We start from the raw sequence: 24,966 nt of genomic DNA, 5'->3' as shown, positions 1-24,966 counted from the left end.
ATGTCCATGAAACGTCGTACCTTTATTAAAGCAGGGGCAGCATTAACCGCAGCCAGCTTTGCGCCTGCCATTGTTCGAGCCGAAGAAAAAGTTTGGCGGGTTGGAGGGTCGTTACCAATGACGGGCCCGTTTGCCACGGCTGGGCAATTAGTGGCGCCGGCACTAACCGATTTTACCATGATGGTAAATGACGCCGGCGGTATTGGTGGTAAACCTATGAAAATTGAAGTTGAAGACTCTGGGTACGTACCCAAGAATGCCTTGGCAAACTTCGAGCGTGCTCGCGCCAGTGGTCCGTTGCATGGTTATTTTGGAGATTCAACCGGCTTTATGGAACTAGTGGGGCCTTCTTTAACAGGCGAAAACGCCGTGATGATGATGTCGACTTCCTTTGCGTCGTCTCTTGCTGATCCGGCTAAACGGCCGTACCAGTTTATGGCCGGTCCCAGCTATCAAGATCAGGTTGAAATATTACTTAAAGACATAGCGAGCAAAGGCGGAAAAACCGTCGCGTTGATTTATTCAGATTCTGAGTTTGGTCGTGATCCAATTCCGCATGCTAGAAAAGTGTGTGAATCATTAGGTATCAAGATTGTATTGGAAGAAGTCACGAAAACAGCGGGCGCCGATATTGAGTCACACGTTACCAAGCTGGCTCAAGCTAATCCAGAATACGCCATACTACAAGGTTATGTCACTGGCGTATGGCCACAGCTGATCGGTGCTGCTAGAGCCTTTGGTTTGCCGACTCAATTCATGGGTACTTTCTGGGGCATGGAAAAAGTGGTTGCCGATAAAGTGACCGATCAAGCCGGTCCATTTTTAGATGGCTATCAAGGTGTTATGCCATACCGTTATTTCTACGATATGGAAGACGCGCCTTATTACCAAATGGTAAACGCTTGGAAGAAGAATCAGAATCCAGATTTTCCAGGGTACATCGTTACCTGGGCGTTAGAGGCTTACATCAATTTATTAATTTGGAAAAAATCGATGGAAATCAACATCGAAGCCGATAAACCGATTACCGCCGATAATTTAATGGCGTCTATGCGTTCCATTAAAGATTGGGATACGGGCGGGTTTTTCGGAAAGCCAGTCTCATTAGCTGAACACAAAATTGGCCAAGGTCGAGTATACCGCTACAGCGCAGAATCTAAGTTGTTTACGCCGGTATCTGATTGGATAGAAACATAATCATAGGTGGGTCGGATAACCGACCCAAGCGTTGCCCGATAAACCTATAATAGGATCAATGAATGCTGCAGATCAACAACATCAACGTGAATTATCATCATGCCGTTCAGGTATTGAAAGGTTTTTCTATTTCGGTAAAACCGGGAGAAATCACCGCGTTGCTGGGGGCGAATGGAGCCGGTAAAACCACGGTTCTAAAAGCGGCCTCAGGGTTGTTGGCGCTAGAAAACGGCCATATTGAAGCGGGGGATATCATCTTTGACGGGGATTCTATTCGCCAGTTAAAGCCTCATTTATTAGCACGCCGGGGCTTGGTTCATGTGAGGGAAGGGCGTTGTATCTTTGCCGAAATGACGGTTGAAGATAACTTAAAAGCAGCAACCTATGCTTTAACAGGGCGTAAGCCCAAGCAAGCGTTTGATCAGGTATACACTTACTTTCCACGATTAAAAGAGCGCTCGCGCCAGTTAGCGGGTTTACTTTCTGGCGGCGAGCAGCAAATGCTGGCAATGGCACGAGCGTTAATTGCCGAACCTAAACTGATTTTACTCGATGAGCCTTCGTTAGGCTTAGCGCCAAAGTTGGTTGAAGAGATATTTTCCATCATTGCGCAGATAAACCGTGAGCAAAATGTAAGTATGTTACTAGTTGAGCAAAATGCACGGGCCGCATTTTCTGTTTCTCATCAGGGTTACATTGTAGAGAACGGAAAAGTTGTGCTGGAAGGGCGTATAGAAGAACTGAAAGCGAATGAAGACATTCAGACTTTTTATCTGGGCATGGGAGACTCAGATGAAGAGAAGTCTTTCCGCAACGTTAAACATTACAAGCGACGTAAGCGCTGGTTGAGCTGAGGACAAATAATGGAATCGTATTACAGCCTAACTCAGATTCTGCAACGAAATGCTGAGGCTTACCCAAACGAGATCGCATTACGGCAGAAAAAGCATGGCATCTGGCAGCAGAAAACTTGGCAAGACTTCTTAAAGGTTACTCAATCTATTGCCGCAGGTTTAATTGAACTGGGCGGAGAGCGTGGCTGTCATATCGGTATTATTGCCGAGAACTGTGAAGAGTGGGTGCTCGCGCAACTAGGCATTAACTTTATGAGTGGTGTGGTTTGTGGTGTCTACCCAACCAGCCCTTCGAATGAAGTGGTTTACCTATTAAAAAGTGCCGACTGCACGATGGTGTTTTGTGAAGACCAAGAGCAGGTCGATAAAGTTTTAATGGTTGAAGACCAGCTGCCATTATTAAAGCACATTATTGTTTTTGACCCAAAAGGGTTAGAAAAATACGATCATTGCAAGCTAATAACCTTAGACACTTTGCAGGCTACTGGTGCTCAAGCGTTGCAAGCTAATCCGAACTGCGTCAACGAATGTCATGAGCAACAAGGCAAAGATGATACCGCCCTCATTGTTTTTACCAGTGGCTCTACCGGGCTTCCTAAGGCGGCGATGATTTCGTACGAAAATATATGGCATGAAATGCTGGTGATTCGAGATGCCATTGATACCGTGCCGGGTATGAACTTACTGAGCTACCTTCCTTTGTGTCACATTGCAGAACAGGCGATGTCGACACTAAACTTGTTGATTAATCGGGTTGTTATTAATTTTGGTGAAAGTTTGCGGACTATCCGTACTGACCTGCAAGAAATTTCACCCGATGTGTTCTTTGGTGTGCCGCGTATATGGGAGAAAATGCAAGCGGAGATTAGCGTATTAGCCTCGCGAAGCGGTCGCTTACGAGGTTGGTTAATTTTGCGTGCCATGGGCCGTGCTGCTGAACTCGGCGAAGTATTGCCTTTAAATTGGTCGTTGTCACAAAAGCTCAACTACGCTTTTTGGAATGCATTGGTTTACAAGCATCTTCGTGCCTATTTGGGGTTGGCTCGTTGCCGCTTTGCGATGACGGCAGCGGCGCCTATTTCACCTTCTTTATTGTCGCAGATGCGAGGTATGGGTATTCGAATTTGTGAAATTTTCGGAATGACAGAAACGACCGGTGCCGCCACCATTCAGCCTTGGCACATGAACTCATTAGGTAGAGTCGGGCAACCCTGTACTAATGTTGAATGTAAAGTAATCGAAGACGGTGAGCTACTGGTAAAAGGTGGCATTATCTTCAAGGGCTATTATAAAAACGACCAAGCCACCGCAGAAGCGATTCATGACGGTTGGTTGCATACTGGCGATATTGCTGAAGCCCATCCAGACGGGTCCTTTAGTATTATCGACCGTAAAAAAGACATTATGATTAATGCCGCCGGTAAAAACTTATCGCCAAGTTTAATCGAAAATACCGTGAAGGCTTCGACCTATATCAAAGAGTGTATCGTCATTGCCGATCAGCGCCCCTATGTAACAGCCTTGTTGCAAATAGATCCCGATGCCGTTCCAACGTGGGCTGAACAGAATAATATCAGCTACACCACGTTTAAATCGTTAACACAGTCTGCTGAAGTTAGAGCATTAATTGCCGAAGAAGTGGAAAAAGCCAATACGCAACTGGCGCGGGTTGAACAGATAAAAACCTTTTATCTGCTTCCGAAAGAGTTGGATCATGACGACGGTGAAGTAACCGCCACAATGAAAGTTCGTCGTAAAAGCATTGCCGAGCAATATCAGCAGGAAATTGAAAATTTATATCGCCCTGAATAGGGGGCTTTTGTAAAGTTTCCTTCAGTTGGCGGTGCGATTATTCTTCTTCGGTTTTTGTTTGGGCGCGTTTCACTCGAATCGATTCGTTACCTAGCTTTTTATAGTTTAAGTTTTGAATAGCGGCTTTCGCTTCACCAGATTTTGGCATCTCAACAAAAGCAAAGCCTTTAGATTCGCCCGTCTCTTTGTCGACAACAATGTTGCAAGACTGTACGTTGCCATATTCTTTAAATAAAGTTTCCAATTCTTCTTTGGTGGTCTTACGGTCTAGATTACGTATAAGTATTTTCATGGTTATCCTGATTTACATTAAATTAATAAAAGGGGTAGTTTGTACTTTTTAAAACTTAGTTGTTTCTGTGGCGTTTGCAAAGCCAATCATTGCGTCTGTAATGGTTGTTAAATCGACTTCTCTTATTACGTAAGCGGGCATAATGTATACGATTTTGCCGAATGGTCGTACCCAAACACCCCGCTCAATAAAGTAGTTTTGTGTTGAGGCGGTATCAACTGGCTCTTTCATGACCATAACGCCAATAGCGCCTAGGGTGCGAATGTCTTCAACACAATTTAAAGCCCGTAACGGCGATAGAGCTTGAGTAAGCTGGTTTTCAATGTTGCGTACGCGGCTTTGCCAGTCTGACTCTATGAGTAAGCAAAGAGACGCATTGGCGGTAGCGCAGGCCAAAGGGTTACCCATAAAGGTAGGCCCGTGCATAAATACCCCCGCTTCAGAGGCGCACACACCTTCGGCAACATCATCGGTGGCTAAAGTGGCTGCTAAGGTCATATAACCCCCAGAAATAGCCTTGCCTAAGCAAAGAATGTCGGGTGTTATATTGGCGTGTTCGCAAGCAAACATTTTTCCGGTACGGCCAAAGCCGGTGGCAATTTCGTCGGCGATCAACAGTAAACCGTACTTGTCGCACCATTGGCGAATTAGAGCGAGCCACTGTGGGTTATAAATACGCATACCGCCAGCACCTTGCACAATAGGCTCAATGATAAAGGCCGCCAATTCATCGGCTTGCTGGGCAATTTGTTTTTCAAATTGTTGTGCGAGTACAGTATCGACAGGGGTATCAAAACCAAGCGGAATCTCTCCTAAAAAGAGATTGCTGGCAAGGGCGCTTTCAAACAAGGTGTGCATGCCATTCACGGGGTCACACACACTCATCGCTCCAAAGGTATCGCCATGGTAGCCGTTGTTCACTGTCACAATTTTAGATTTATTGGGCTTGTTTTTGCCTGCCCAGTATTGCATGGCCATTTTTAACGCGACTTCTACCGCTATTGATCCTGAATCGGCTAGAAATACTTTTTGTAGGGCGTCAGGAGTAATGTCGACCAGTTTCTTACCCAGATCAACGGCGGGTTCGTGTGTTAAACCGCCAAACATAACGTGCGCCATGGTTTGGGTTTGTTCAATAATGGCTTGGTTAATTTCGGGAACATTGTATCCATGAATCGCCGACCACCATGAAGCCATACCATCGATCACTTGGGTGCCGTCTTCAAATTCAATTCGAACCCCTTGAGTGCTTTTTACTGGGTAGCAAGGCAGTGGGTGGGTTGTCGACGTATAGGGGTGCCAAAGGTGGTTTTTATCGAAATTTAAATCTATCGTCATGGTTAAACGGTCCCCTTAAAAATAAATTAAGGCATGTTATTACCAGCGCTTCGGATTACCGAAGCCACTGAAAATAACATGCCTTAGTAGAAGCGTTTTAAATTAAGCCAGAGTTTTAAGTTGCTCGGCCTGCGCATTAAGGTCGGTTAGCTTATCTTGTAAAGCAGCGGCCTTTGCTTTTTCTTTATCTACGACCTCTTGAGGTGCTTTGCCAATAAACTTTTCATTGTTCAGCTTGCCTTCAATGCGTGCCAGTTCTTTGTTGATTTTTTCGGCTTCTTTAGCCACTCGTGCTAATTCTGCATCGACATCAATTAATCCAGCCATAGGGACCAATACTTTTAATTTCTCAACTAAAGCGGTGGCACTGTGCGGTACATCTTCGCCTTCATTAACCCAGCTGATGCTTTCTAGTTTAGCCAGCTGTTTTAAGAACGCCGCGTTTTCTTCAAACCGTCGCTTATCTTCAGCGTTTCCATTTTGCAATAAAATTGGAATGGCTTTACCTGGTGAAATATTCATTTCACCGCGAATGTTACGCACACCCATGATCACGCCTTTCACCCATTCTAAATCGGCTTCGGCAGCGGCATCGACTTTACTTTCATCGGCAATCGGGAACGGCTGTAACATCAATGAGTCGCCAGAGGCACCTGAAACTGGCTTAATATTTTGCCAAATTTCTTCAGTAATGAACGGCATAATAGGGTGCAACAAACGCATTAGGGTTTCCAGTACGCGCACTAAGGTTTGGCGTGTACCGCGCAATTGCGCTTCTGTACTGTCTTCATTCCACAGTACAGGTTTTGAGAGCTCTAAGTACCAAGAGCAGTACTCGTTCCAAATAAAGTCATATAAGTTTTGGCTCATTAAATCGAAACGGTATTGTGCGTAGTGCTTGTGTACTTCGGCTTCTAGTGTTTGCAAGCGAGATTGAATCCAACGATCGGCCAGGGTAAATTCAACGTCGCCCCCATTTTGCCCGCAATCTAAAGGTGCGCCAAAATCGTCACTTTCTTCGATACGCTCAAAGGTGTTTTGCATCACCATGCGCGATGCATTCCAAATTTTGTTGCAGAAGTTTCGGTAACCTTCAAGGCGCTTAACGTCGAAGTTTATGTCGCGAGACAATGATGCTAAAGACGTGAGTGTAAAGCGCAGTGCATCGCTGCCGCTTTCGGCAAAGCCTTCAGGGAAAGATTTACGAGTTCCTTTAGCAACTTTCTCAGCCAGTTTTGGCTGCATCATGCCACTGGTACGTTTATTGACTAACGATTCAATGTCGATGCCGTCGATTAGGTCAATGGGGTCTAAAACATTGCCCTTAGACTTAGACATTTTCTGACCGTTCTCATCACGAATTAAGCCCGTTACATAAACTGTTTTGAACGGTACTTGTGGTTGGCCGTTTTCATCTTTAATGAAATGCATGGTCATCATGATCATGCGTGCCACCCAGAAGAAAATAATATCGAAGCCCGTTACTAATACATTGGTCGGGTGGTATTTCATCACCTCTTCCATATTGTTAGGCCAACCTAGGGTCGAGAATGTCCACAGCGCCGAACTGAACCAAGTGTCTAATACGTCTTCGTCTCTACGTAAGGTAACGCTGTCGGCAATGTTGTATTTGCTACGAACTTCTTCTTCGTTGCGACCTACAAAAACGTCACCTGTTTCGTTGTACCAAGCCGGAATTTGATGACCCCACCAAAGCTGTCGAGAAATACACCAATCTTGAATGTTATCCATCCAACGGAAGTATTCGTTCTCGAACATTTTAGGTACAAATTCAATTTGCCCAGAGCGTACGGCTTCAGCAGCTGGAACTGCTAACTTAGTCGCGGAGACATACCATTGATCGGTTAACCAAGGTTCTACAACAGCACCGGATCGGTCACCACGTGGCACCATTAGGGTGTGGTCTTTAATGGAATCGAGTAGGCCAATGGCCTCGAAATCGGCAATGATTTTTTTACGAGCATCGTAACGATCTAAGCCTGCGTACCCTTCAGGGAGAGTGCCGTCGAAATCGTCAACGGCTTTACCGCTGTAGTCGAAAGCCTGTGCGGTTGCTAAAACAGCGGCGCTTTGGTCGAAAATATTGATCACTTGTGATTGGTGACGTTTGCCCACTTCGTAGTCGTTGAAATCGTGTGCGGGGGTGATTTTTACACAGCCCGTTCCGAAATCCATTTCAACATAATCATCGGCCACAATCGGAATTTTACGTCCTACCAGAGGTAAGTCTACAAACTTGCCCACTAAACTTTCGTAGCGCTCATCTTCTGGGTGAACCGCAACAGCCGAGTCGCCTAGAATAGTTTCAGGGCGGGTCGTTGCAACCACAAGGTAATCTTTACCGTCGGCCGTTTTAGCACCATCGGCCAGAGGGTAGCGGAACTGCCACATGTGGCCTTGTTCTTCTTTGTTCTCTACTTCTAAGTCAGAAATGGCGGTGTGGAATTTAGGGTCCCAATTCACCAGGCGCTTACCGCGGTACAGCAAGCCATCATCGTGCAAGCGAACAAATACTTCACGAACGGCTTCACTCATGCCATCGTCCATCGTGAAGCGCTCACGAGACCAATCAACCGAATCGCCTAAACGTCGCATCTGTGAACCAATGGTGCCGCCAGACTGTTCTTGCCATTCCCAAATACGGTCAATAAAGCTTTCACGCCCTAAATCGTGGCGCGTTTTGCCTTCTGCCGCGAGTAATCGCTCTACAACCATTTGAGTTGCAATGCCCGCGTGATCAGTACCAGGCTGCCAAAGTGTTTCTTTACCCATCATTCGATTGTAACGAGTGAGCGCATCCATAATGGTTTGTTGGAAGGCGTGACCCATGTGCAAGACACCCGTGACATTGGGCGGTGGAATCATAATGCTGTATGTTTCTTCACCTTGACCGTTGGGCTTGAAGTAACCTTTCTTCTCCCAAATGTCGTAATGCTTGCTTTCAATATTATGTGGTTGATACGTCTTTTCCATGGGAATGGGGTGCTCTCTGTCTCACTTACGAATAAATGGCTGTGTTATTTGTTTAGGGTGTAACTTCGAATAGGCTGATTATACATAAGTCAAAGGCTTGGGTCAGGCTCATTGCTCATCTTTTGGTTCAGAATCTTCGCTGCGTTCAAAGCCTTCAGGAATAGGCAGGTCATGGTCTTTGTACCATTGCGTGACCAAGGTTTTAAAATCTTGCTGTAATCGATTGCGTAATTCACTTTCAAACAGCGACATATAGTCATTGACAGCGCTTTCGATCCAGCTTTCGAACATATGCTCCATTTGCTCGATGACCATGCTTGGGTCGGGAGCGCTGGGTTTGGGTTGTTCTTCTTTCAGTATTTCTTCAATAGGCCGTACGGGCGTAATGCGGGCTAGTTCTTGAGCCGCGTGCGTTTCAGCTTCATTGCGAATGCTAATTAGCTCTGATAATGATTGGCTCGATAAAAACGGGTTTTTGGGGTTAACGGTTGTTGGCGCTCTGTGCCCAACAATTTCTTCCAACGTCGGAATCACCGGCTCAGATTTAGAAATCTTATCTAAGCTTTTTTGTATAGCTTCTAAGTCTTCCAGAAGCGTGTGATTCTGAGGTTGTTTCGACACGGTTAAACCCTATCCCTTAAATCATGACGAGTTAAAGCATAGCCACGATCTTTGTAGAATTTATAGCGAGACCGAGAAGCGTTAAGCACAGAAGGCTCTTGGCTAACTACTTCAAAGACACGCTCAAATCGAGAGAAATAGTTTGGCGTTTGGTTACATAGGTTTATGAGAACTTGGTGGTGTTGACCACAAGCATCACTGCAACTGATTTGAATAGGATGAAAATCCTCTTCAATGTGTTCGTGTGCTAAAAAAGAGTCGGGCGAACTGGCCCATAATCCTTCACTGACCGCACGCTGATGCGCCTCGTCTTCTGTACTGATGAGTACATTCAACGATTGGGACTGCGCTTTTCGTATGAGCCGAGTGACATATTTAATACGCTCATGCTCTTGAAACGCCGGCAAAATATGAAAATCTACCTTAGTCATGAATATCGCTTTTCTTTATAAGCTGTAGGGCTTTGAATTTTACACATTTTTGCGCGGAATGGGGCTATTAATCAAGCTTAATTACTGGGATGTGGCGGATAATTAAGAACCAGATCACCTATTGTCAGGCAAAAAAAAGCACTCCTCAGAGTGCTTATATTCATTAACAGGGTTAATCCTGAATTACTGATTCAAGAGATACTGTGTCAACATGGCCACAGGGCGACCAGAAGCACCTTCTTTAGCTGAAGACCAACCAGTGCCGGCAATGTCTAAATGTGCCCACTTGTAGTTTTTCGCATATTCACTTAAAAATACAGCCGCCGTAATAGAACCGCCGGCACGTGTGCCCACATTACGCATATCGGCATATGGTGATTTCAATTGGTCTTTATAATCATCCCAAAGAGGCATTGCCCAACCACGATCCCAGCTAGCAATACCCGCGCTTACAAGCTCTTGTTGCAATACTTCGTCATTCGCGTAGACGCCAGTAGCATGGTGCCCAAGGCCTATAACAATAGCGCCCGTTAACGTAGCGATGTCGACAACAGATTTCGGTTCAAATCGCTCAACGTACGTTAAGGTATCACACAACACCAAACGGCCTTCGGCATCTGTGTTAATAATTTCAACAGTTTTGCCGTTCATGCAGGTAACAACATCGCCTGGGCGAGTCGCGCCACCACTGATCATGTTTTCAGCCGTTGCAACCACACCAATGACGTTCATGTTTGGCTTTAATTCTGCAATGGTGTTCATGGTGCCAATAACTGAGGCCGCGCCCAGCATGTCCCATTTCATTTCTTCCATGCCTGCTGGTGGCTTTAAGCTGTAGCCGCCTGAATCAAATGTTAAGCCTTTACCCACTAATACGTGAGGCTTCTCGCCAGCTGGACCGCCGTTGTATTTCATGACAAGTATTTTGCCGCCTTTTTCACTGCCACGAGAAACAGCCATGAAAGCACCCATACCCATCTCTTCTAGTTGAGCTTCTTCTAAAATCTCCACTTCAACTTCATCGTACGCATCGGCCAAATTCGTAGCCTGAGCGGCTAAGTAATCTGGGTCACAAATGTTAGCGGGTAGGTTGCCCAGCTCACGAGCAATGTTGGTACCGTGTGCAATAGCTTTAGCATTGACAATGGTTTGGTCTAACTCGGTTGCTTCCGTTATGAAGTGAATCTCTTCGAGCGTTGTTGAATCAGCTTTTTTGCTCTTAGTCGTATCGTATTCATATAGACCGGTCAAAATAGTTTCGGTGCATTTACCAGCACACCAAACAGCATCGCGAGAAGAAGTCGTGATGTCATCAACACAAAGCGCCAATGATTTCGCTGAACTGCTCTTGATAGCCGCCGTTACAGAGGCCATGGTCTTGATGATTTCAGCTTCTTTAAAGTTTTCGGCTTTGCCGCAGCCAATTACAACCACGTGCGCAGCGGGTAAACCGGTGTGACCAATTAGAGGCGTCACTGAACCCAGATCGGATTTTATTGTTTTGTTATCAACCAGTGACTCAATAAGTGCAGATTGACTGTCTTTTAGGGCTGAAAAGCTTTTTGTGTCGGCGTCTTCAAAGAGGAATGCAACCATCAGCTGCTGGGAAATATCTTTGATAGGGGAGTTTGAATATGTAATTTTCATGGGTGAGTTCCATTTGTTATTCAAGTGAGCGTTTTAATTATAATGATGAGTTGACTTATAAAGTGCCAACTTCGTTACTTTCTAGGTTTAAAGGTTAATTGTGTGCCGCTGGCCATATCTTGCCAGGTGCGCTTTGACGGTGTAAACAGCCATAAAATGCCTATTAAGCCTATAGCATAGCTGGGTACCGCTACTATTAACCGTGTGAATAATTGCTTTGCTTTAATTGGGGTCTGATCTACCGATTGCAACTGTATTTTCCAAGCTTTCATACCAACGGTTTGCCCTGATCGATGCCAAAAATATACGAAATACAAGGCTATAACGGCCAGAATATAAAGCTTAAAAAAGATGTTTTCGCTGGAAATAGCTTCTTCACCGGTCAGGCTATGGTTGATGGCAACGGCAAAAAAACCAAAAACCATCAACAATCCTAACAATACGAGCCAGTCATAAACGACACTGCCAATAATTCGGTATAACGCTACATTTGACTTTTCTATCGACACAAAGAGACCTATAGATATTCGCTTTTTCGGGCAGGATATGGGAATAACTGAATGATGCCAAGTAAAGTGCATCAGTTATCGTAGAGTTAGGCTGTAAATTCTTGTAAAATGTTGCCTTTCTATCAGGGTCAAACAAATGGATACGCTAGATTTACCAATTGAAATGCTTGAATCAAACGCGTCTGAAGCGGCGGCGTTATTGAAATCGCTCAGTAATGAAAGCCGTTTATTAATATTATGTAACCTGATTTCAGGTGAAAAATGCGTTGGCGAATTAAATGAACGCATCCCGTTGAGTCAATCGGCCTTATCGCAGCACTTAGCTCGTCTACGAAATGACAAGATGGTGAAAGTGCGCAAAGAGGCTCAAACGGTTTATTATTCTATAGCAAGCCCACAAGCTGAAGCGATCATCTCCGTACTTTATAAACTATATTGCGCGAAATAGGCTCTGATTAGAGCCTAAATCCTCTCTTTTTCCCTTTTTAGGCGTCATTGTTGACGTGACTGAAGGTGATTCTGTTCAATTTTGGCTGTTCAATTTTTAGACATATATCACGAAATTAAAATAAGTTAAGTCAATTAACGGTCTTAAATTTGACAAACTGCCATGACTTCTATAATTGTAGTACATTATTTATTCAATTCAGGGATGGAAGCCTAATTCAGCATCGAGGTTCACGATCATGACGGCAGCGAAGGTCTCTAGAATTCATTCACCATCCTATTCCCCTAAAGATTTTCCCCCAATGCCTCCTAGAATTAGACTGGCGGCTAATTGTTGGGAGCGTGTTTGGTGGCTTACCCTGCATCAAGATCTTAAAGAACCTCAAGAATTAACCGGGTTTTTAGATCAATTTGTTACCGATAGTGTGAAAATTAGAGCCCAAATGCGAACTCGCCGTCGCCTGTGTTTTGCTGTAACAACAACGGGTTTAGACGAAAACAGTGAGTTTGAAATTGCCATGACAATTATGGCTTATTTGGAGCGAAACTTAGGCGCAATCGAGCGGGTAGAAGATCGGCCCGCAACAATGTGGCCTTACGAAGAATTTGCTTTATAGCAACTTAGTGGTGTAAAAACCACTGGATAATAGACACCAACCAAATCATTCCCGCCAAGGTGATGCTTAAAAAAACCGCTGCAGACCCCATATCTTTAGCTCGCCCAGACAATTCATGAAACTCTAATCCTACACGATCAACAATGGCTTCAATTGCACTGTTCAGTAATTCTACGATCAAAATCATGATAACCGATCCTATCAGTGCAACAGCGTGGAACCAGCTTGTTGCAAATAAAGGCATCAATAAAAAAGCGCACAATAACAGCAATAGCTCTTGTCGGAACGCTTCTTCATGTTGAGCGGTAGCGATAAGACCACGATAACTGTATTGAGTAGCCAGCCATATGCGTTTAATGCCATTGGGCTTTTTTTCAGGAATCGATGTACTTTTGTTGCTTGAAATATCTTGCTTCATAAGGTCAGAGCATGCTTATAATTTGAGGCGTATGGTATAGCAATACACTCATCAGGCAAGGCTTGTTTTTAGGTGGCTCGCAACTGGCGATTAGTTTTAGCTGTGGCCTTAAAGCCAATAGGGTCTTCAGGCCAAGGGTGCTTCGCGTATCGCCCGCGAAGCTCCTTTCGAACTTCTGGGTAAATGTTACGCCAGAAATGAGGTAAGTCGTGCACTGTTGCAACGGGCCGACCATTCGGGGCCGTGAGCTCTAAGGTTATGGCCAAATTGTTTGCCACGGTTGGTTGTTCATTTAAACCAAAGGCTTCTTGGAGCTTTAATTGGGCAACCACTTTACTGTGTTGAGGTTGATACGCTAAAGGGACTGACCGACCAGAAGGGCATTGCCATAGCTTTGGGCACAGTTGGTCAAGTGTGGCCAGTTGCTCATAACCAGCCCAATGCTTAAAGGCCGATACGGTATCTAAATCCGCTAAGGCGTTTAGTCCTGTTAAAAATGGTTGAGCGATTCCCAGCCAAGCCGATGCGTCGGGCCATTTTGGCCAGTTATTCAGTGCCTTCGTTGCAATTTGCCAGCGCTGTTTTAAAGCGAGCAAGTTTGAGTTTATCGGTAACGCACTTTCTCCGTGATTGGCTATGTAGTTTTCCCAAGCATGTGTTTTCTCTTCAGGGTTTGCTTTAAAGGGCTCTTGCTTAATGACTATTTGACCGACCGTCTCAATACGCCAAAACTCTTGCCGTTGACTTGGCCGAAATTGCACTGTCTGATTTACTTTTATTGCTTTAAACGCCGTATCAGCATCGATAGGCAAAGCATGAAAAACACGAATACTGCGATCCTGCTGGTGGCCTTCGAGCATCAGTGACCACTCACTATTATTGGCGTTCATAAAGCTGACGGAGGCGCCATTAAAGAGTTTCGGCGCACCATTTGTTGGTGAATAAATTAATCGTTGTTGAAATGCTTTGACTAAGGCAAAAGAATCTAATGGTTTAAATTGCGGAGGAATATCTTGCTTGAGTCGCTTTGCAAGACGTTTTACTTCATTTCTGATTTGTAATTGGTTGGGCATTGAAGTTGGCTTTAAATTTTGAGCCAATTGGGCCGGATCAACGGATAACGTTGCCGCAAATACTATTGCCGCTGGCAAGCATTCGTAATGTTCGGCGGTCACAACAAAATTAGCCAACGCAGGGTCAAGCCCTGTCGCTAACATGGCTTCTCCATGCTGAGTGATGTGTCCGTCTTTAAGTGCGCCCCATTGTTCACACTTTTGCTCGGCCGTTTCTACTCTGTTTTTATCGGGCTGGGTTAACCAAGAGGCCTGATCGAACCGAGTTCCCCATAAGGCAAGTTGCAAAAGGCTTAGGGTTAAATCAGCCTGAGTTATTTCGGCAGGTTGGTAGGGAACTCTAGATTGATGTTCATCTTCGCTCCATAGTCGAAAGACCTTTCCTGGTCCTAGGCGTCCTGCACGACCGGCTCGCTGAGTGGCGCTTGCTTGGCTGATTCTTCGGGTTTTTAGCGCTGAAATTCCAGTAATAGGATGCGTAGTGGCAAAGCGCTCTAGGCCGCTGTCGATTACAGTATGAACGTTGGCGAGCGTTACACTACTTTCAGCGATATTCGTAGCTAATATGACTGTTTTTTCGACTGTGTTCAGCTGTTCTAGATTAGGGGTGTTATTTAGCTGTCCATGAAGAACCATTACAGGGATGGTGTTGTTGATAGTTCGCTCAATCGCTCTAATTTCTTTTAAACCTGCTAAGAACACTAACAGGTGAGAGTGGCTATTTTGCCAAATTTTTTCAATGAAATGGGCGAACTCTGTGCTGCGGTTTAAATCAAGTTTTTGATATTCAATGTCAATTGGATAGCTAAAGCCAGGTGACGCAATCAACGGAAATTCGGTCATTTTTTGAAGTTGCTCTACTTCTAACGTTGCCGACATGATGATCAGTGGCACCGGCTCATCGAGTAGTGCAATGGTCTCTTGAATTAGCGCAAAACTGACATCCTGATCAAGTGCTCGCTCATGAAATTCATCCATAATAACCGTGCAATTAGAAACAGATTCAGGGTTATTTAAGAGCATCTGTAAAAAACTACCATAGCTGGTTACTACGATACGCGTTTGGTTGCTTAGGCACTGATCTTGTCGCAATTGATAGCCAACGGTCTCCCCAACCTTTTGATTTAAATTGTTGGCTAATTGATTAGCAGCTAGCTTTACAGCAATCCGCTTTGGAATCAGTAAGAATGTTTTTTTAAAGGGTAAGGCAAGGCCCCAGAGCGGCAGTTGTGTTGATTTCCCTGAGCCTGGAGGCGCACTGACAATGCAGCCGCCCGCTTGCCAAGCCGACAAAACTTCAGATTTAATGGATTCAATGGGCAGTTGTGGCATTTTTAACCCAGAATATTGCCATAGGGTATAAATCTATTGGTCGATACTTGTCGTATCCAGGCAATCAATGTTTTATCTGGGAATGCTTGCTTCTGTTTTAATACTTTACTGGCCCAAATGGCTGGGTTTTTGTCGCCTGCTTGCCAGTCAGTCCACTGTGTTTCGGCCAAGGTAAAAAAGCGTACTAAATGCGTCAATTGCGCTACATCAAGTGTCTCCAGTGTGTCTTGCCATTGAGTAAAGGGGCGCTTCATCCATGGCTGCAACGGCAATATTTCGTCGGGACAATTTGAAGGCAGTTGGTCAATTGGGTTTAGTTCCAATGCGCGGTTTAGAGCTTCGGAAGGAAAGGCATCGTTTTCAGAAGCCGGTGTCCATATTTCAGTCATTGAGAATCTCTCTTACGGTTATATTGCTGAGCTCTTTCTATTAGTGTTATTGCCATTCTCGGCTCAAGGGCGCTTTAAATAAGCTCACTAATTCTTCACTAGAATGAGTGATGGCACTGATCAGCTGCAGTTTTGTGAGCACCGCTTCCACACTCATGTGCCCACATTCTATGGCGTTATGCTCTTTAAACATAGCGCCAGCCGCGTAAAGTTCGAAATCGACCGACCCTTCATAACATTGGCTGCGAATAAATATCGGTATGTTCTTCTCGGTGGCCTGCGCCAACAATTCTAAAAAGGTTGGATTACTTGGGGCGTTTCCATTTCCAAATGCATTAATAATTATGGCGCGATAGTCACCACTAATCATCATCGAAAGGGTTTCAAACGTGGTACCTGGAAACAGCGTAAACAGACCGATTTTAACATCTTTCCATTGGGACAACTGTGAAAACGGATGGGTCTTTGGCTTAGGCGACGGAGTATTCCACTGCACGTCTTGCCACTGGCAGGCAGTAAATGCCTGATGCTTAAAGGTCGTTGCCTTGGTGACTTTTGCCGCCGGCAGTAAAGAATCGCCCACGGCCACCATAACTTCAGCTCGCTTGCTTTCTAAGCCTTTAAGTGCCAGCGCTAAATTGGCAAGTGCGTCGGTATTTTTTGTACCAATTGGCAGCATAGAGCCAGTAATAACGACAGGTATTTCACAGCCAGCTAACAGGTAGCTTAATGCAGCCGCGCTGTAAGATAGAGTATCGGTTCCGTGAATCACTAACGCACCATCAAGGTTTCCTTGGCTCATTGCATCGACAATCAACATTTTAATGTCGAGCCAATGCTGTGGGTTTAAATCAGATGAATCCAGTAGCGGCTGCCACTGCTCCCAGCTTAAACGATGGGCTCGCCATGCATCGAGTTCAGCGGCTGTCTGCATGGATTGCTCTATGATACCAGCGCTGGGAGTAAGGCCTTTAGGACCGTCGACCATGCCAATGGTGCCGCCAGTATTAATAATGAGGTAGTGCGCCATAAGGTTTCCAATTAATTATATAATTGGAAATGGTAACGAAGTTTCTTTCAATTACAATGCTAGGCGCTCTGCTGCTTTGAAATCGGGGAACTGAGTAAGTAACGCTTTCAGGGTTGCTTGCGCCTGATCAGGTTGGTCTAACGCGGCCAATACTTTAACTTTCCAAAGCCAAGCATCTTCATAACCCCACGCTTCTGTTAAGCGATAAGTCTCTAGGGCTTCATCTAAATATATCAGGGCTTGGGCTTTGTCTCCGCCCGCAAAAGCCGGGCGGTTAATGAGCCCTACGGCTTTTGCAACGAGAGACGGTGCATGGTTAGGGGCGGCCAAATCGCTATATTCTATTGCCTTGTTCGCTTTTTTAAGTGTGAAAGCAGCGGTCCATGGCTTCAGCGCGATCGACAAGCCGAGTGCGTTGTAATACAAGGCGGCTTGGTCTGCACTTTGATAATTGTCTTCTAGCGCATCGAAAATAATCTCAAGTGAATTTTTTGCCAGCTTTTTATCGCCTTTTTCCTGTGCTAATAACGCAAGTCGATAGTGGCTGTAAAGGGCATCAAACCCGTCGAGTTTCGCAAGTTTGGTTAGTTGATCAATATTTTCGGTGCGCCAAGCTTGATCGATTTCGTTATTATCCCAGGCGTATGCAGCGCTCGACAGAATGAAAATAAGGCTAGCAATGATCGATTTGGTCATTTAATTCTTCTAATGTGATTAAAACGGTAAGGTTTTTTACAACGGTGCACCGTGAATTGGATCACAGGCACCGAAACAGAAGCTAAAGATTATCAAGAATTTCGAGTACATCATCGTGATGAGACTTAGTTTTCACCTTTTCCATGATGTGAACCAACTTGCCTTTTTCATCAATTATAAAGGTAAGGCGATGAATGCCGACATATTCTTTTCCCATAAATTTTTTCAGCGCCCAAACACCGTATTTTTCAGCAATCTTGTGGTCTTCATCGCTTAGAAGGTCAAAATTTAAAGATTGCTTTTCAATGAACTTTTCTAAACGTGACGGCGCATCCGGGCTAATGCCTAAAACAACAGCGTTGCGCTTTTTAAATTCGGCTTGGGTATCTCTTATGCCGCACGCTTGTGTGGTGCAGCCAGGTGTCATGGCTTTAGGGTAAAAATAAAGGACGACTCGCTTACCCTTAAGGCCGGTGAGAGCCACCTTTTCACCAGATTGGTTTACGGTCGTGAAAGCAGGGGCCGCTTTGCCCACTGTAGGCAATTGTAGTGGAGGTAGTGCCATAATTGAGTCCTTAATATCTTATAAAGTGACCATAGATTATCGTGGCTTGGTGAAATGCTCAATTAACGTGGAATAGTTTTATCCAGCCAAGCTCACAAAGTTAATGTAAAGGAGCCTGTGGGCTTAAGTGTTTTTTGAGGCGTAACGTCGTTCGAATCTCGTTTTAGCCGTAGATTTGATGTATGCTGAGGCGTTTTGGCGATTTCCGCTAAGTTATTGATATTACAGAGAGCTTGGATGTTTTTTGATCAAAAACGTGAGCAGTTTTTTAGACCCCTGACGAGTAAGTATCGTGAGCAAATTGTCGATGCGCTGAAAGAGCTGTATCGACGGTTGTATGCCAGTTCGAGCGCCGATTACGGCCACGCGCTTAATCGCGATGATGTCATCGATACTTTCAGCGCGGCATTGGAGCGTTCGCCAGTGTTGTCGAGTGGTGATGATGAGTTCGATGGGCGGTTTCGTACCAATCGTGAAAAATCGAATTGGATTCTTTCTATGTTACTCGATCATGGCTGGTTAGAAAAACAAGTCGACGAAGCCAACTTACAAAGCTCTTTTAATTTCAGCCGAATGGGTCGAACCTTTACCGAACCATTTGTGCAAAATGACATGTCATCTATTCGTACACGTCACCGAAATACACGAAATGTGCGTAACGCCATTAATTCATTTTTTGAAAGTGGTGAAGTTTATGATCTCCTAGATGCTTGGGAATATTCTGAAAGCATCATCAGTGATTTTACCGATATCATTGCTGAGTTAGACGAACGAAAGCGATCTTTAGTGCGAGAAATGGAAACCCATGCCATGATCGCGCAAGCGACAGAAGACTTCTTTGATTTTATGGAAAGACGTTTCCAGCCCGACTTAGCCATTCGACTCTCTGCCGACAACGTTGAAAAATATCGGGACCACATAGTTGAGATCATTCATAACATCCGCAACAAAAATAAAACCTTCAAACAAAACGCTGAAAAACGATTAAGAGAGCTATTGCCTGAGCTTGTTCAAGAAAATCAATCGGTGCTTTGGCTTATTTTAGATAGCATAGAAACGCGTTTGCAGGCGGCCAGCGACATTATGCTGCCCGCACTCAGAAAGGCATTGCAAGGCTTTACCAAGCGAGCCGACCTTATTATTCGGCAAATGAATTATTTGTCTAGCTCCAGCCACAATGACATGGTTCAAGTGTGTCAGCAGTTCGTTGAAAAATCAGACAGTGAACAAAGCGCGTTATTGGACAGAGCGAGTCAATTAATGTCCGTCCCTCAATTGGGCTACTTAGATCCCTCAACCATACGGTTGCATAACAAACGAGTGCGCCGAGAGTTCTCTTTAGATGTCGTCGAAGATCAGATAGGAGATTTTGATCAATCAGCACGCAAAGAGTTAGTGGTGCAGCAGTGGTTGGATCAAGCATTTTTAATAAACGATAACCAAGTGCGCCAATATTTAATCTCACATTTGACGCGGGGTGAGTCGGTTAGAACGTCAGATTTACCGGTTAAATCGGCCGATGAATTGCTGTCGCTCTCTCATGCCATTGAGGTTGGCAGCGCAAATTCATTTAGCAGCGAATTTAAATTTAACGTTAAATATATTCATCAAGATCCCGTACACAGTGAGTATTTTACATCGCAAGATCTGTTTGAAATTAGCCTCACTCACGATGCGGAAAACAGTTTAGAGGAAGCCAACCTTGTTTCAGGAAATTGAACAGCAGCTTGAAAAAGCAGGCGTCAGTCAAAACGAATATTCCGAACTATTGATTCGATTAATGGATTACGGTGTGTTGTGTCGCGATGAGAGCCAAACCGAACAAGTGCTATACGATCGTTTTGTGCGGCTGCAAGATTTAGTAGAAGATTACTTATCTATCATTGGTATTCGTATCGCTCACGATCAGCGATTTAATTTTGTCCGATTATTTCCGCCAGGCGCTGAAGTTCCTGGTTTGTCGGACCACGAAGATCAGCCTTTTAATGGTGGGTTCCGAATTCGGTTAACACAAAACGAAGTCGCGGTGGTTCTTGTTTTGCGCAGTTTATATGATCGAGCCCTGCGAGAAGGTCAGCTAGACGACCAAGGCTGTGTATTGGTGTCTATTGAAAATGTGACGTTAAGTTTACGTAACCTATTGAAGCGCACCTTGCCAGAGCAATTGACAGATCGTCGCTCTATTTTTAAACGGCTCAAACAATTGCGTTTGATTCAATTGAATCAAGAATTGAGCGAAGACAGCAGCGACCTTTGGATTCGAATTCGACCTATGATCATCAGTTATGTTTCCGATGATGTACTGTCTTCCTTGCTGGGCGAAACACCACTGCAGGAATCGCCAGATGGTGATGAGCCTGAAGACCTCAACCTCACCGCTGAAAATGATATCGAAAAGGAATAGCCCGTGCATTTAAAGAAATTTATTTACGTAAATTGGGGCAATATTCCTGTGATGGAATTTGATTTTGGTCCGATTAATCTATTCAGCGGCGGTAACGGGTCGGGTAAAACCACGGCCGCTGATGCCCTGCAAACTATCATGACAGCCGCACACGATACCTTATTCCAGTATAACCCCGGTCAAGATGAAGCTACCCAACGAGGGCGCGGCAAACAGGTTCGTACGCTGGCTTCTTATGTACTGGGGTGTGATGATGGATCTTTTGCACGGTTAGACCCAACAGTGGGTTATTTAGCCGCTGTCTTTCACCCAACACAAGGCGAATCGGCCGAGCCGTTTACGGCAATCATTGGTGTTTCAGCCTTTTTAGATAAAGCCGGCGCGACCCCAATTGCCCGCCAATCGGATATTGCCTATTTCATCAGCGCTGGTGAGTCTCTTTCTAAGTCTGATTTTGTTCAAGAGAATGATGGCCGATCTCAAGTAATCTCTTTAGATAAAATTGTCAGTCGGTTGAGTTCGCGTAAAGTCAGTGTAGAAAAGTATGACACTAAAAAGCAGTATTTACGGCGATTATACGCAGCTTTGAAAGGCCGTTCCGATGCCATCAGTGAGCGTGAAGCCATGAATGCGGCGCGTGCTTTCTCTCGATTCATGGCTTATAAGCCGGTTAAAAGCATAGACGGCTTTGTCGCTCAAGAAATCCTCGAAAAGAAAGATCTCGGCGAAGCCATTCGCACAGTTTCAGATTTAATGAAAACCATTAATGGAATGGAGAACGAGGCTAATAGACTTAAGTCGATCATTGACCGGTTAGCCCAAGCTCGAAGCGCTGGTGAAAGCTATGTTGATCGATGGATAGATTACAACGTCACAGATTACATCGCGGCAAAATCCCGCTATGTTGCCGATCAACAACGTTACTTAGCGGTAAAATCGGAACAGCAAAAAGTAATTAATAGTCACGAAGCGTTAATCAATGATTTAGATGTTGCAACAGAAAGACGACGGCAAACCCATGACCAATTGGTTTCTATTGAAGCGCAACGCCGAGGCGTGGAAGCGTTGCAAGATAAAGATCGATTTGAAACGAAAGTAAAAGAAGCTACAGAAAAGCTGCAAAAACAAGCTGAGCCATTGCTGCGTCAAAATATAGCGCTTGAAAAAACATTAACCGCTAGCAATAGCCTACACCAGTTGCTGCTTAAGTCCTCTTTAGCTACAGAGATCGAAGGTCTTGGCGATAAGCGTTTGCACCAGCTGGCCAAACAGGTGGCGCAACAATCTAAATTGGAAATTGATTTTCAAAGTTTATTGAATCAAGACTGGATTGACATTAGCCCGTTAGAGGCCCATCTCGATGCTGCGCTCAGCCAACAGTCACTGCTAAATGAGTGGCGTCAACTGTGGTTTGATGAGCAAATGCAGGGCAGCGGGGTTTCCTTGCGTGATCAAGCGCAGCGTCTAGTTGATCGACGCGAACAACGATTACTGCAAACTCGACAATCCATTTCTCGTAAACAACAAGACATAGATAGTTTGGCATCGGCGCAGGTGAATTACCCTCATCATGTTCGAATTGCGCTAGAGGCCATCAAACGTGAATGCCCAGAAGCAGACCCTAGGGTATTGTGTGATTACGTTGAAATTTTAGATGAGCAATGGCAGTCATCATTAGAAGGTTATATGGCCGGTGCACGATTTGCCATATTAGTTGAGCCCGATTACGAAGCCGAAGCCATTAGTATTGTACGAGCCTTACCACGTGATAATCGCGCTAGGGTTATTCAAGGCAGTAAAGCGAAACAAGACGCTCAGCGCATTAAGTTGCCTAGCAATTCAATTGTACATCTCCTTAAATTTGATCATGCCATCGCAAAATCTTATTTAACAGCCAGTTATGGCATGGTTGAGCAGTGCAAAGATGCGCAAGAACTGAAGAAAACGCGACGAGGCGTCACCCCCGCTGGCTTAGGCAGCGGAGCCTACGCCATGTACCGCTGTGATTTGCCTATTTCAGATTTAGTCTTTGGCCAGGGTGCTCGTGAACGAGCATTAGATGCAAAGAAAAATGAATTAAACGAACTCGCAAAACAAGCGAATGAGCTTCAAGCCGGCGTGGATGAAATTCGCAGCCTATACAATGCCGTGAATCAATTGACGCATATGCAGCATGGCCAGTTTATGCGGGATATGCTGGAAACCCATCGCGAGCTAAGAAACGCCGAACAAGCACTTACTTCGTTAGACCTAAGTGATGTTCAAGGAATTGAAGAAGAGTATAAGCAAGTATCAACGGCGTTAGCTGAACTTGATAAAAAGATTAGCGATGGCAATGAGCAAAAAGGCAAATTGCAGGAGCGTATAGCCGGGTTGACTAAGCAGTGTTGCTATTTATCGGAACAGCAGGAAGATACACAGCTTCGTTCAGAAGAAAAAGAAGAGTATTTACGAAATATTGTTGAGTTTTGGCCGAACTTCGATGTCGATGCACGACTTAAGTCGGCCGATGAGCAGGCGGCCGATACCGATGCCGATCGTGAAGAGAATCTGCGTAAATCTCTTGAGAGTGAGTTAACAGCTAAAGCCCACGAGTTGGAAGTATTGCTGAAAGAGCATAATCAAGAATGTCAGCAGCAAGATGCGATTGAAATAGACATGGATTATGGCCAGCTGCACAGTTTAGATTTTTTCCGCGGAATGGTGAATTTACGGAGGGCCATTGATAATGGCTTAAACCGTATGAGAAACAATGTGTTAGTGGAGAAGGTCGACCAACTGGCCTCGCTACGTGAAAGTTTTAATAGCGCATTCGTGACGAATTTATGCCACGCCATTTACCATTCTATCAATGAAGGTAAGCGGGTATTACAGAACCTTAATAAAGAGTTGGAGCATCATAGATTTGGTGCCGATAGAGAAAAGTATTGGTTCGATTATCAGTGGGTGCCAGAATTTAAAGAGTATTGGCACTTTTTTGACGAAGTATTTAAAAGCCCATCCATTGGTGAGGGTAATACCCTGTTTGATACGAAATTGACAGAGCGCTCTAGCAAAATCCGAGATCAATTAATGACTATGCTGCTTGATGTTGATGAGCAGCGAGCATTAAGGGAGTTAGAGCGAATTTCAGATTACCGTAATTATCGCAGTTATGAAATTTATAAACAGCCCGAAGGTAAGCAGCCCATTGCACTTTCACAATACGGTACGGGCTCGGGTGGGCAGCTTGAAACTCCCGCCTATATCATACGCTCTGCGGCGATTACCTCTGCATTTCGATTTAACGAAGGCGACAGTCACCTGAGAATGGTACTGGTCGATGAAGCCTTTTCTAAAATGGATGAGACACGATCTAAAGAAGTAATCCGATACCTAACCGAAAGTTTAGGGCTACAGTTACTCTTTATAATGCCAACCAGTAAATCAGGTCCATTTATGGATATGATATCGAATCAATTCGTTTTCTCTAAAGTGCCGCTTACCAATGCGAGTGCCCGAGGCGAGTTGAACACGCGAGTATTGGTTGACCGCCAACAATGTAATCAAGAAAAAATACAGGAATTATGGGCGAATCATCGTAAAGTGATTCGTAAGCAAGCTGAATTAGACTTTTTAGAGGGATTGTAACGATGGCAATTATAGAAATTAAGCATCCATTATTGGCTCATAAAGTGGGCATCATGCGCGAAGAAGGTATCAGTACCAAACATTTCCGTGAATTGGCATCGGAAATTGGCAACTTATTAACCTACGAGGCAACCCGACACTTAGAGACCGATAAAGTTAATATTACCGGCTGGGATGGCAGTACCATGCAAGTCGATCGCATTGCAGGTAAAAAAATTACCGTAGTCCCAATATTGCGTGCCGGTTTAGGCATGATGGATGGCGTTTTACAGTTACTTCCATCGGCGCGTGTCAGTGTAGTTGGTTTGTATCGTGATGAAGAGACGTTAGAGCCTGTGTACTACTTTGATAAAGTCGTTGAAGACGTGCAAGAACGTACGGCATTAATTGTCGACCCTATGCTGGCTACCGGTGGCTCAATGATTGCTACCATTGATCTATTAAAGCAAAAAGGCTGCACTTCGATCATGGGCTTGTGTTTACTTGCCGTTCCGGAAGGCGCTAAAGCGATTGAAGAGAAACATCCTGATGTTGATATCTACGTTGCAACCGTTGATGATCATTTAAATGAGCACGGATTTATTGTTCCTGGTTTAGGTGACGCCGGCGATAAATTGTTCGGTACTCGCTAAAAACCTACGCCCTGTATTGCAAAGTGCAGGGCATTTCA

General features: G+C 44.7%; 22 protein-coding genes. 9 read left to right on the top strand and 13 right to left on the bottom strand.

Annotated elements, in window-relative coordinates; all coding sequences use genetic code 11:
• From QWZ13_RS13540 to QWZ13_RS13530, 3 genes are all read left to right on the top strand, one after another.
• Nucleotides 1-1,197: an ABC transporter substrate-binding protein gene (locus tag QWZ13_RS13540; RefSeq protein ID WP_290282235.1), complete on the top strand. Its 1,197-nt coding sequence runs from the start codon at nucleotides 1-3 to the stop codon at nucleotides 1,195-1,197.
• A gap of 62 nt (nucleotides 1,198-1,259) precedes the next feature.
• Nucleotides 1,260-2,051 carry an ABC transporter ATP-binding protein gene (locus QWZ13_RS13535; RefSeq protein ID WP_290282234.1) on the top strand — a complete coding sequence of 264 codons (792 nt, stop codon included), beginning with the start codon at nucleotides 1,260-1,262 and terminating at the stop codon, nucleotides 2,049-2,051.
• Between the two features lie 9 nt (nucleotides 2,052-2,060).
• Entirely contained in the window at nucleotides 2,061-3,863 is a 1,803-nt protein-coding gene (locus QWZ13_RS13530; RefSeq protein ID WP_290282233.1) for an AMP-dependent synthetase/ligase, read from the top strand.
• Between the two features lie 37 nt (nucleotides 3,864-3,900).
• On the opposite strand, the gene QWZ13_RS13525 is transcribed toward QWZ13_RS13530, so the two are convergent.
• The 7 genes from QWZ13_RS13525 to QWZ13_RS13495 form a co-directional block, all read right to left on the bottom strand.
• Nucleotides 3,901-4,155: an RNA recognition motif domain-containing protein gene (locus tag QWZ13_RS13525; protein WP_215998782.1), complete on the bottom strand. Its 255-nt coding sequence runs from the start codon at nucleotides 4,153-4,155 to the stop codon at nucleotides 3,901-3,903.
• 48 nt (nucleotides 4,156-4,203) lie between these two features.
• Nucleotides 4,204-5,493, bottom strand: a complete 1,290-nt coding sequence (bioA, locus tag QWZ13_RS13520) for an adenosylmethionine--8-amino-7-oxononanoate transaminase (protein ID WP_290282232.1) — start codon at nucleotides 5,491-5,493, stop codon at nucleotides 4,204-4,206.
• 102 nt (nucleotides 5,494-5,595) lie between these two features.
• Complete coding sequence (locus QWZ13_RS13515) at nucleotides 5,596-8,487, bottom strand: valine--tRNA ligase (protein ID WP_290282231.1); 2,892 nt, start codon at nucleotides 8,485-8,487, stop codon at nucleotides 5,596-5,598.
• A 108-nt stretch (nucleotides 8,488-8,595) separates the two neighbouring features.
• Nucleotides 8,596-9,108 carry a hypothetical protein gene (locus tag QWZ13_RS13510; protein ID WP_290282230.1) on the bottom strand — a complete coding sequence of 171 codons (513 nt, stop codon included), beginning with the start codon at nucleotides 9,106-9,108 and terminating at the stop codon, nucleotides 8,596-8,598.
• Nucleotides 9,109-9,110: 2 nt separating this feature from the next.
• On the bottom strand, nucleotides 9,111-9,539 hold the full coding sequence (locus tag QWZ13_RS13505; RefSeq protein ID WP_290282229.1) for a DNA polymerase III subunit chi: 429 nt from the start codon (nucleotides 9,537-9,539) through the stop codon (nucleotides 9,111-9,113).
• Nucleotides 9,540-9,722: 183 nt separating this feature from the next.
• Nucleotides 9,723-11,186 (bottom strand): leucyl aminopeptidase, encoded by a 1,464-nt coding sequence (locus QWZ13_RS13500; RefSeq protein ID WP_290282228.1) that lies wholly within the window; start codon nucleotides 11,184-11,186, stop codon nucleotides 9,723-9,725.
• 74 nt (nucleotides 11,187-11,260) lie between these two features.
• Nucleotides 11,261-11,767, bottom strand: a complete 507-nt coding sequence (locus QWZ13_RS13495; RefSeq protein WP_290282227.1) for an RDD family protein — start codon at nucleotides 11,765-11,767, stop codon at nucleotides 11,261-11,263.
• A 64-nt stretch (nucleotides 11,768-11,831) separates the two neighbouring features.
• Here QWZ13_RS13495 and QWZ13_RS13490 point away from each other — a divergent pair, with 64 nt between their 5' ends.
• Nucleotides 11,832-12,143: an ArsR/SmtB family transcription factor gene (locus QWZ13_RS13490; RefSeq protein ID WP_290282226.1), complete on the top strand. Its 312-nt coding sequence runs from the start codon at nucleotides 11,832-11,834 to the stop codon at nucleotides 12,141-12,143.
• 238 nt (nucleotides 12,144-12,381) lie between these two features.
• Nucleotides 12,382-12,759, top strand: coding sequence for a hypothetical protein (locus QWZ13_RS13485; protein WP_290282225.1), 378 nt, complete (start codon nucleotides 12,382-12,384; stop codon nucleotides 12,757-12,759).
• A 4-nt stretch (nucleotides 12,760-12,763) separates the two neighbouring features.
• Here the strand turns inward: QWZ13_RS13485 and QWZ13_RS13480 are convergent, their stop codons facing one another.
• From QWZ13_RS13480 to bcp, 6 genes are all read right to left on the bottom strand, one after another.
• Complete coding sequence (locus QWZ13_RS13480; protein WP_215998773.1) at nucleotides 12,764-13,177, bottom strand: diacylglycerol kinase; 414 nt, start codon at nucleotides 13,175-13,177, stop codon at nucleotides 12,764-12,766.
• Nucleotides 13,178-13,245: 68 nt separating this feature from the next.
• The gene (locus tag QWZ13_RS13475) at nucleotides 13,246-15,582 is read right to left on the bottom strand and encodes an ATP-dependent helicase C-terminal domain-containing protein (protein WP_290282224.1); all 2,337 of its coding nucleotides are present in this window, start codon (nucleotides 15,580-15,582) and stop codon (nucleotides 13,246-13,248) included.
• Nucleotides 15,583-15,584: 2 nt separating this feature from the next.
• Nucleotides 15,585-15,971 (bottom strand): hypothetical protein, encoded by a 387-nt coding sequence (locus QWZ13_RS13470; RefSeq protein ID WP_290282223.1) that lies wholly within the window; start codon nucleotides 15,969-15,971, stop codon nucleotides 15,585-15,587.
• 46 nt (nucleotides 15,972-16,017) lie between these two features.
• Complete coding sequence (locus QWZ13_RS13465) at nucleotides 16,018-16,959, bottom strand: asparaginase domain-containing protein (protein ID WP_290283370.1); 942 nt, start codon at nucleotides 16,957-16,959, stop codon at nucleotides 16,018-16,020.
• A 93-nt stretch (nucleotides 16,960-17,052) separates the two neighbouring features.
• Complete coding sequence (locus QWZ13_RS13460) at nucleotides 17,053-17,697, bottom strand: tetratricopeptide repeat protein (protein ID WP_290282222.1); 645 nt, start codon at nucleotides 17,695-17,697, stop codon at nucleotides 17,053-17,055.
• Between the two features lie 82 nt (nucleotides 17,698-17,779).
• On the bottom strand, nucleotides 17,780-18,262 hold the full coding sequence (gene bcp / locus QWZ13_RS13455) for a thioredoxin-dependent thiol peroxidase (RefSeq protein WP_215998768.1): 483 nt from the start codon (nucleotides 18,260-18,262) through the stop codon (nucleotides 17,780-17,782).
• A gap of 195 nt (nucleotides 18,263-18,457) precedes the next feature.
• Here bcp and QWZ13_RS13450 point away from each other — a divergent pair, with 195 nt between their 5' ends.
• From QWZ13_RS13450 to upp, 4 genes are read left to right on the top strand one after another with little or no spacing between them, the layout of a single operon-like run.
• Nucleotides 18,458-19,981 carry a Wadjet anti-phage system protein JetA family protein gene (locus QWZ13_RS13450; RefSeq protein ID WP_290282221.1) on the top strand — a complete coding sequence of 508 codons (1,524 nt, stop codon included), beginning with the start codon at nucleotides 18,458-18,460 and terminating at the stop codon, nucleotides 19,979-19,981.
• The gene (locus QWZ13_RS13445) at nucleotides 19,965-20,666 is read left to right on the top strand and encodes a DUF4194 domain-containing protein (RefSeq protein ID WP_290282220.1); all 702 of its coding nucleotides are present in this window, start codon (nucleotides 19,965-19,967) and stop codon (nucleotides 20,664-20,666) included. Before QWZ13_RS13450 ends, QWZ13_RS13445 begins: the two co-directional genes overlap by 17 nt.
• 3 nt (nucleotides 20,667-20,669) lie before the next feature.
• Entirely contained in the window at nucleotides 20,670-24,296 is a 3,627-nt protein-coding gene (locus QWZ13_RS13440; RefSeq protein ID WP_290282218.1) for an ATP-binding protein, read from the top strand.
• A gap of 2 nt (nucleotides 24,297-24,298) precedes the next feature.
• Entirely contained in the window at nucleotides 24,299-24,928 is a 630-nt protein-coding gene (gene upp, locus QWZ13_RS13435; RefSeq protein ID WP_290282217.1) for a uracil phosphoribosyltransferase, read from the top strand.
• Nucleotides 24,929-24,966: the final 38 nt, after the last annotated feature.

Origin of the sequence: Reinekea marina (genome assembly GCF_030409715.1) — a bacterium.
Taxonomy (GTDB): Bacteria; Pseudomonadota; Gammaproteobacteria; order Pseudomonadales; family Natronospirillaceae; genus Reinekea; species Reinekea marina.
This window is presented reverse-complemented; position numbering and strand designations above follow the sequence as displayed.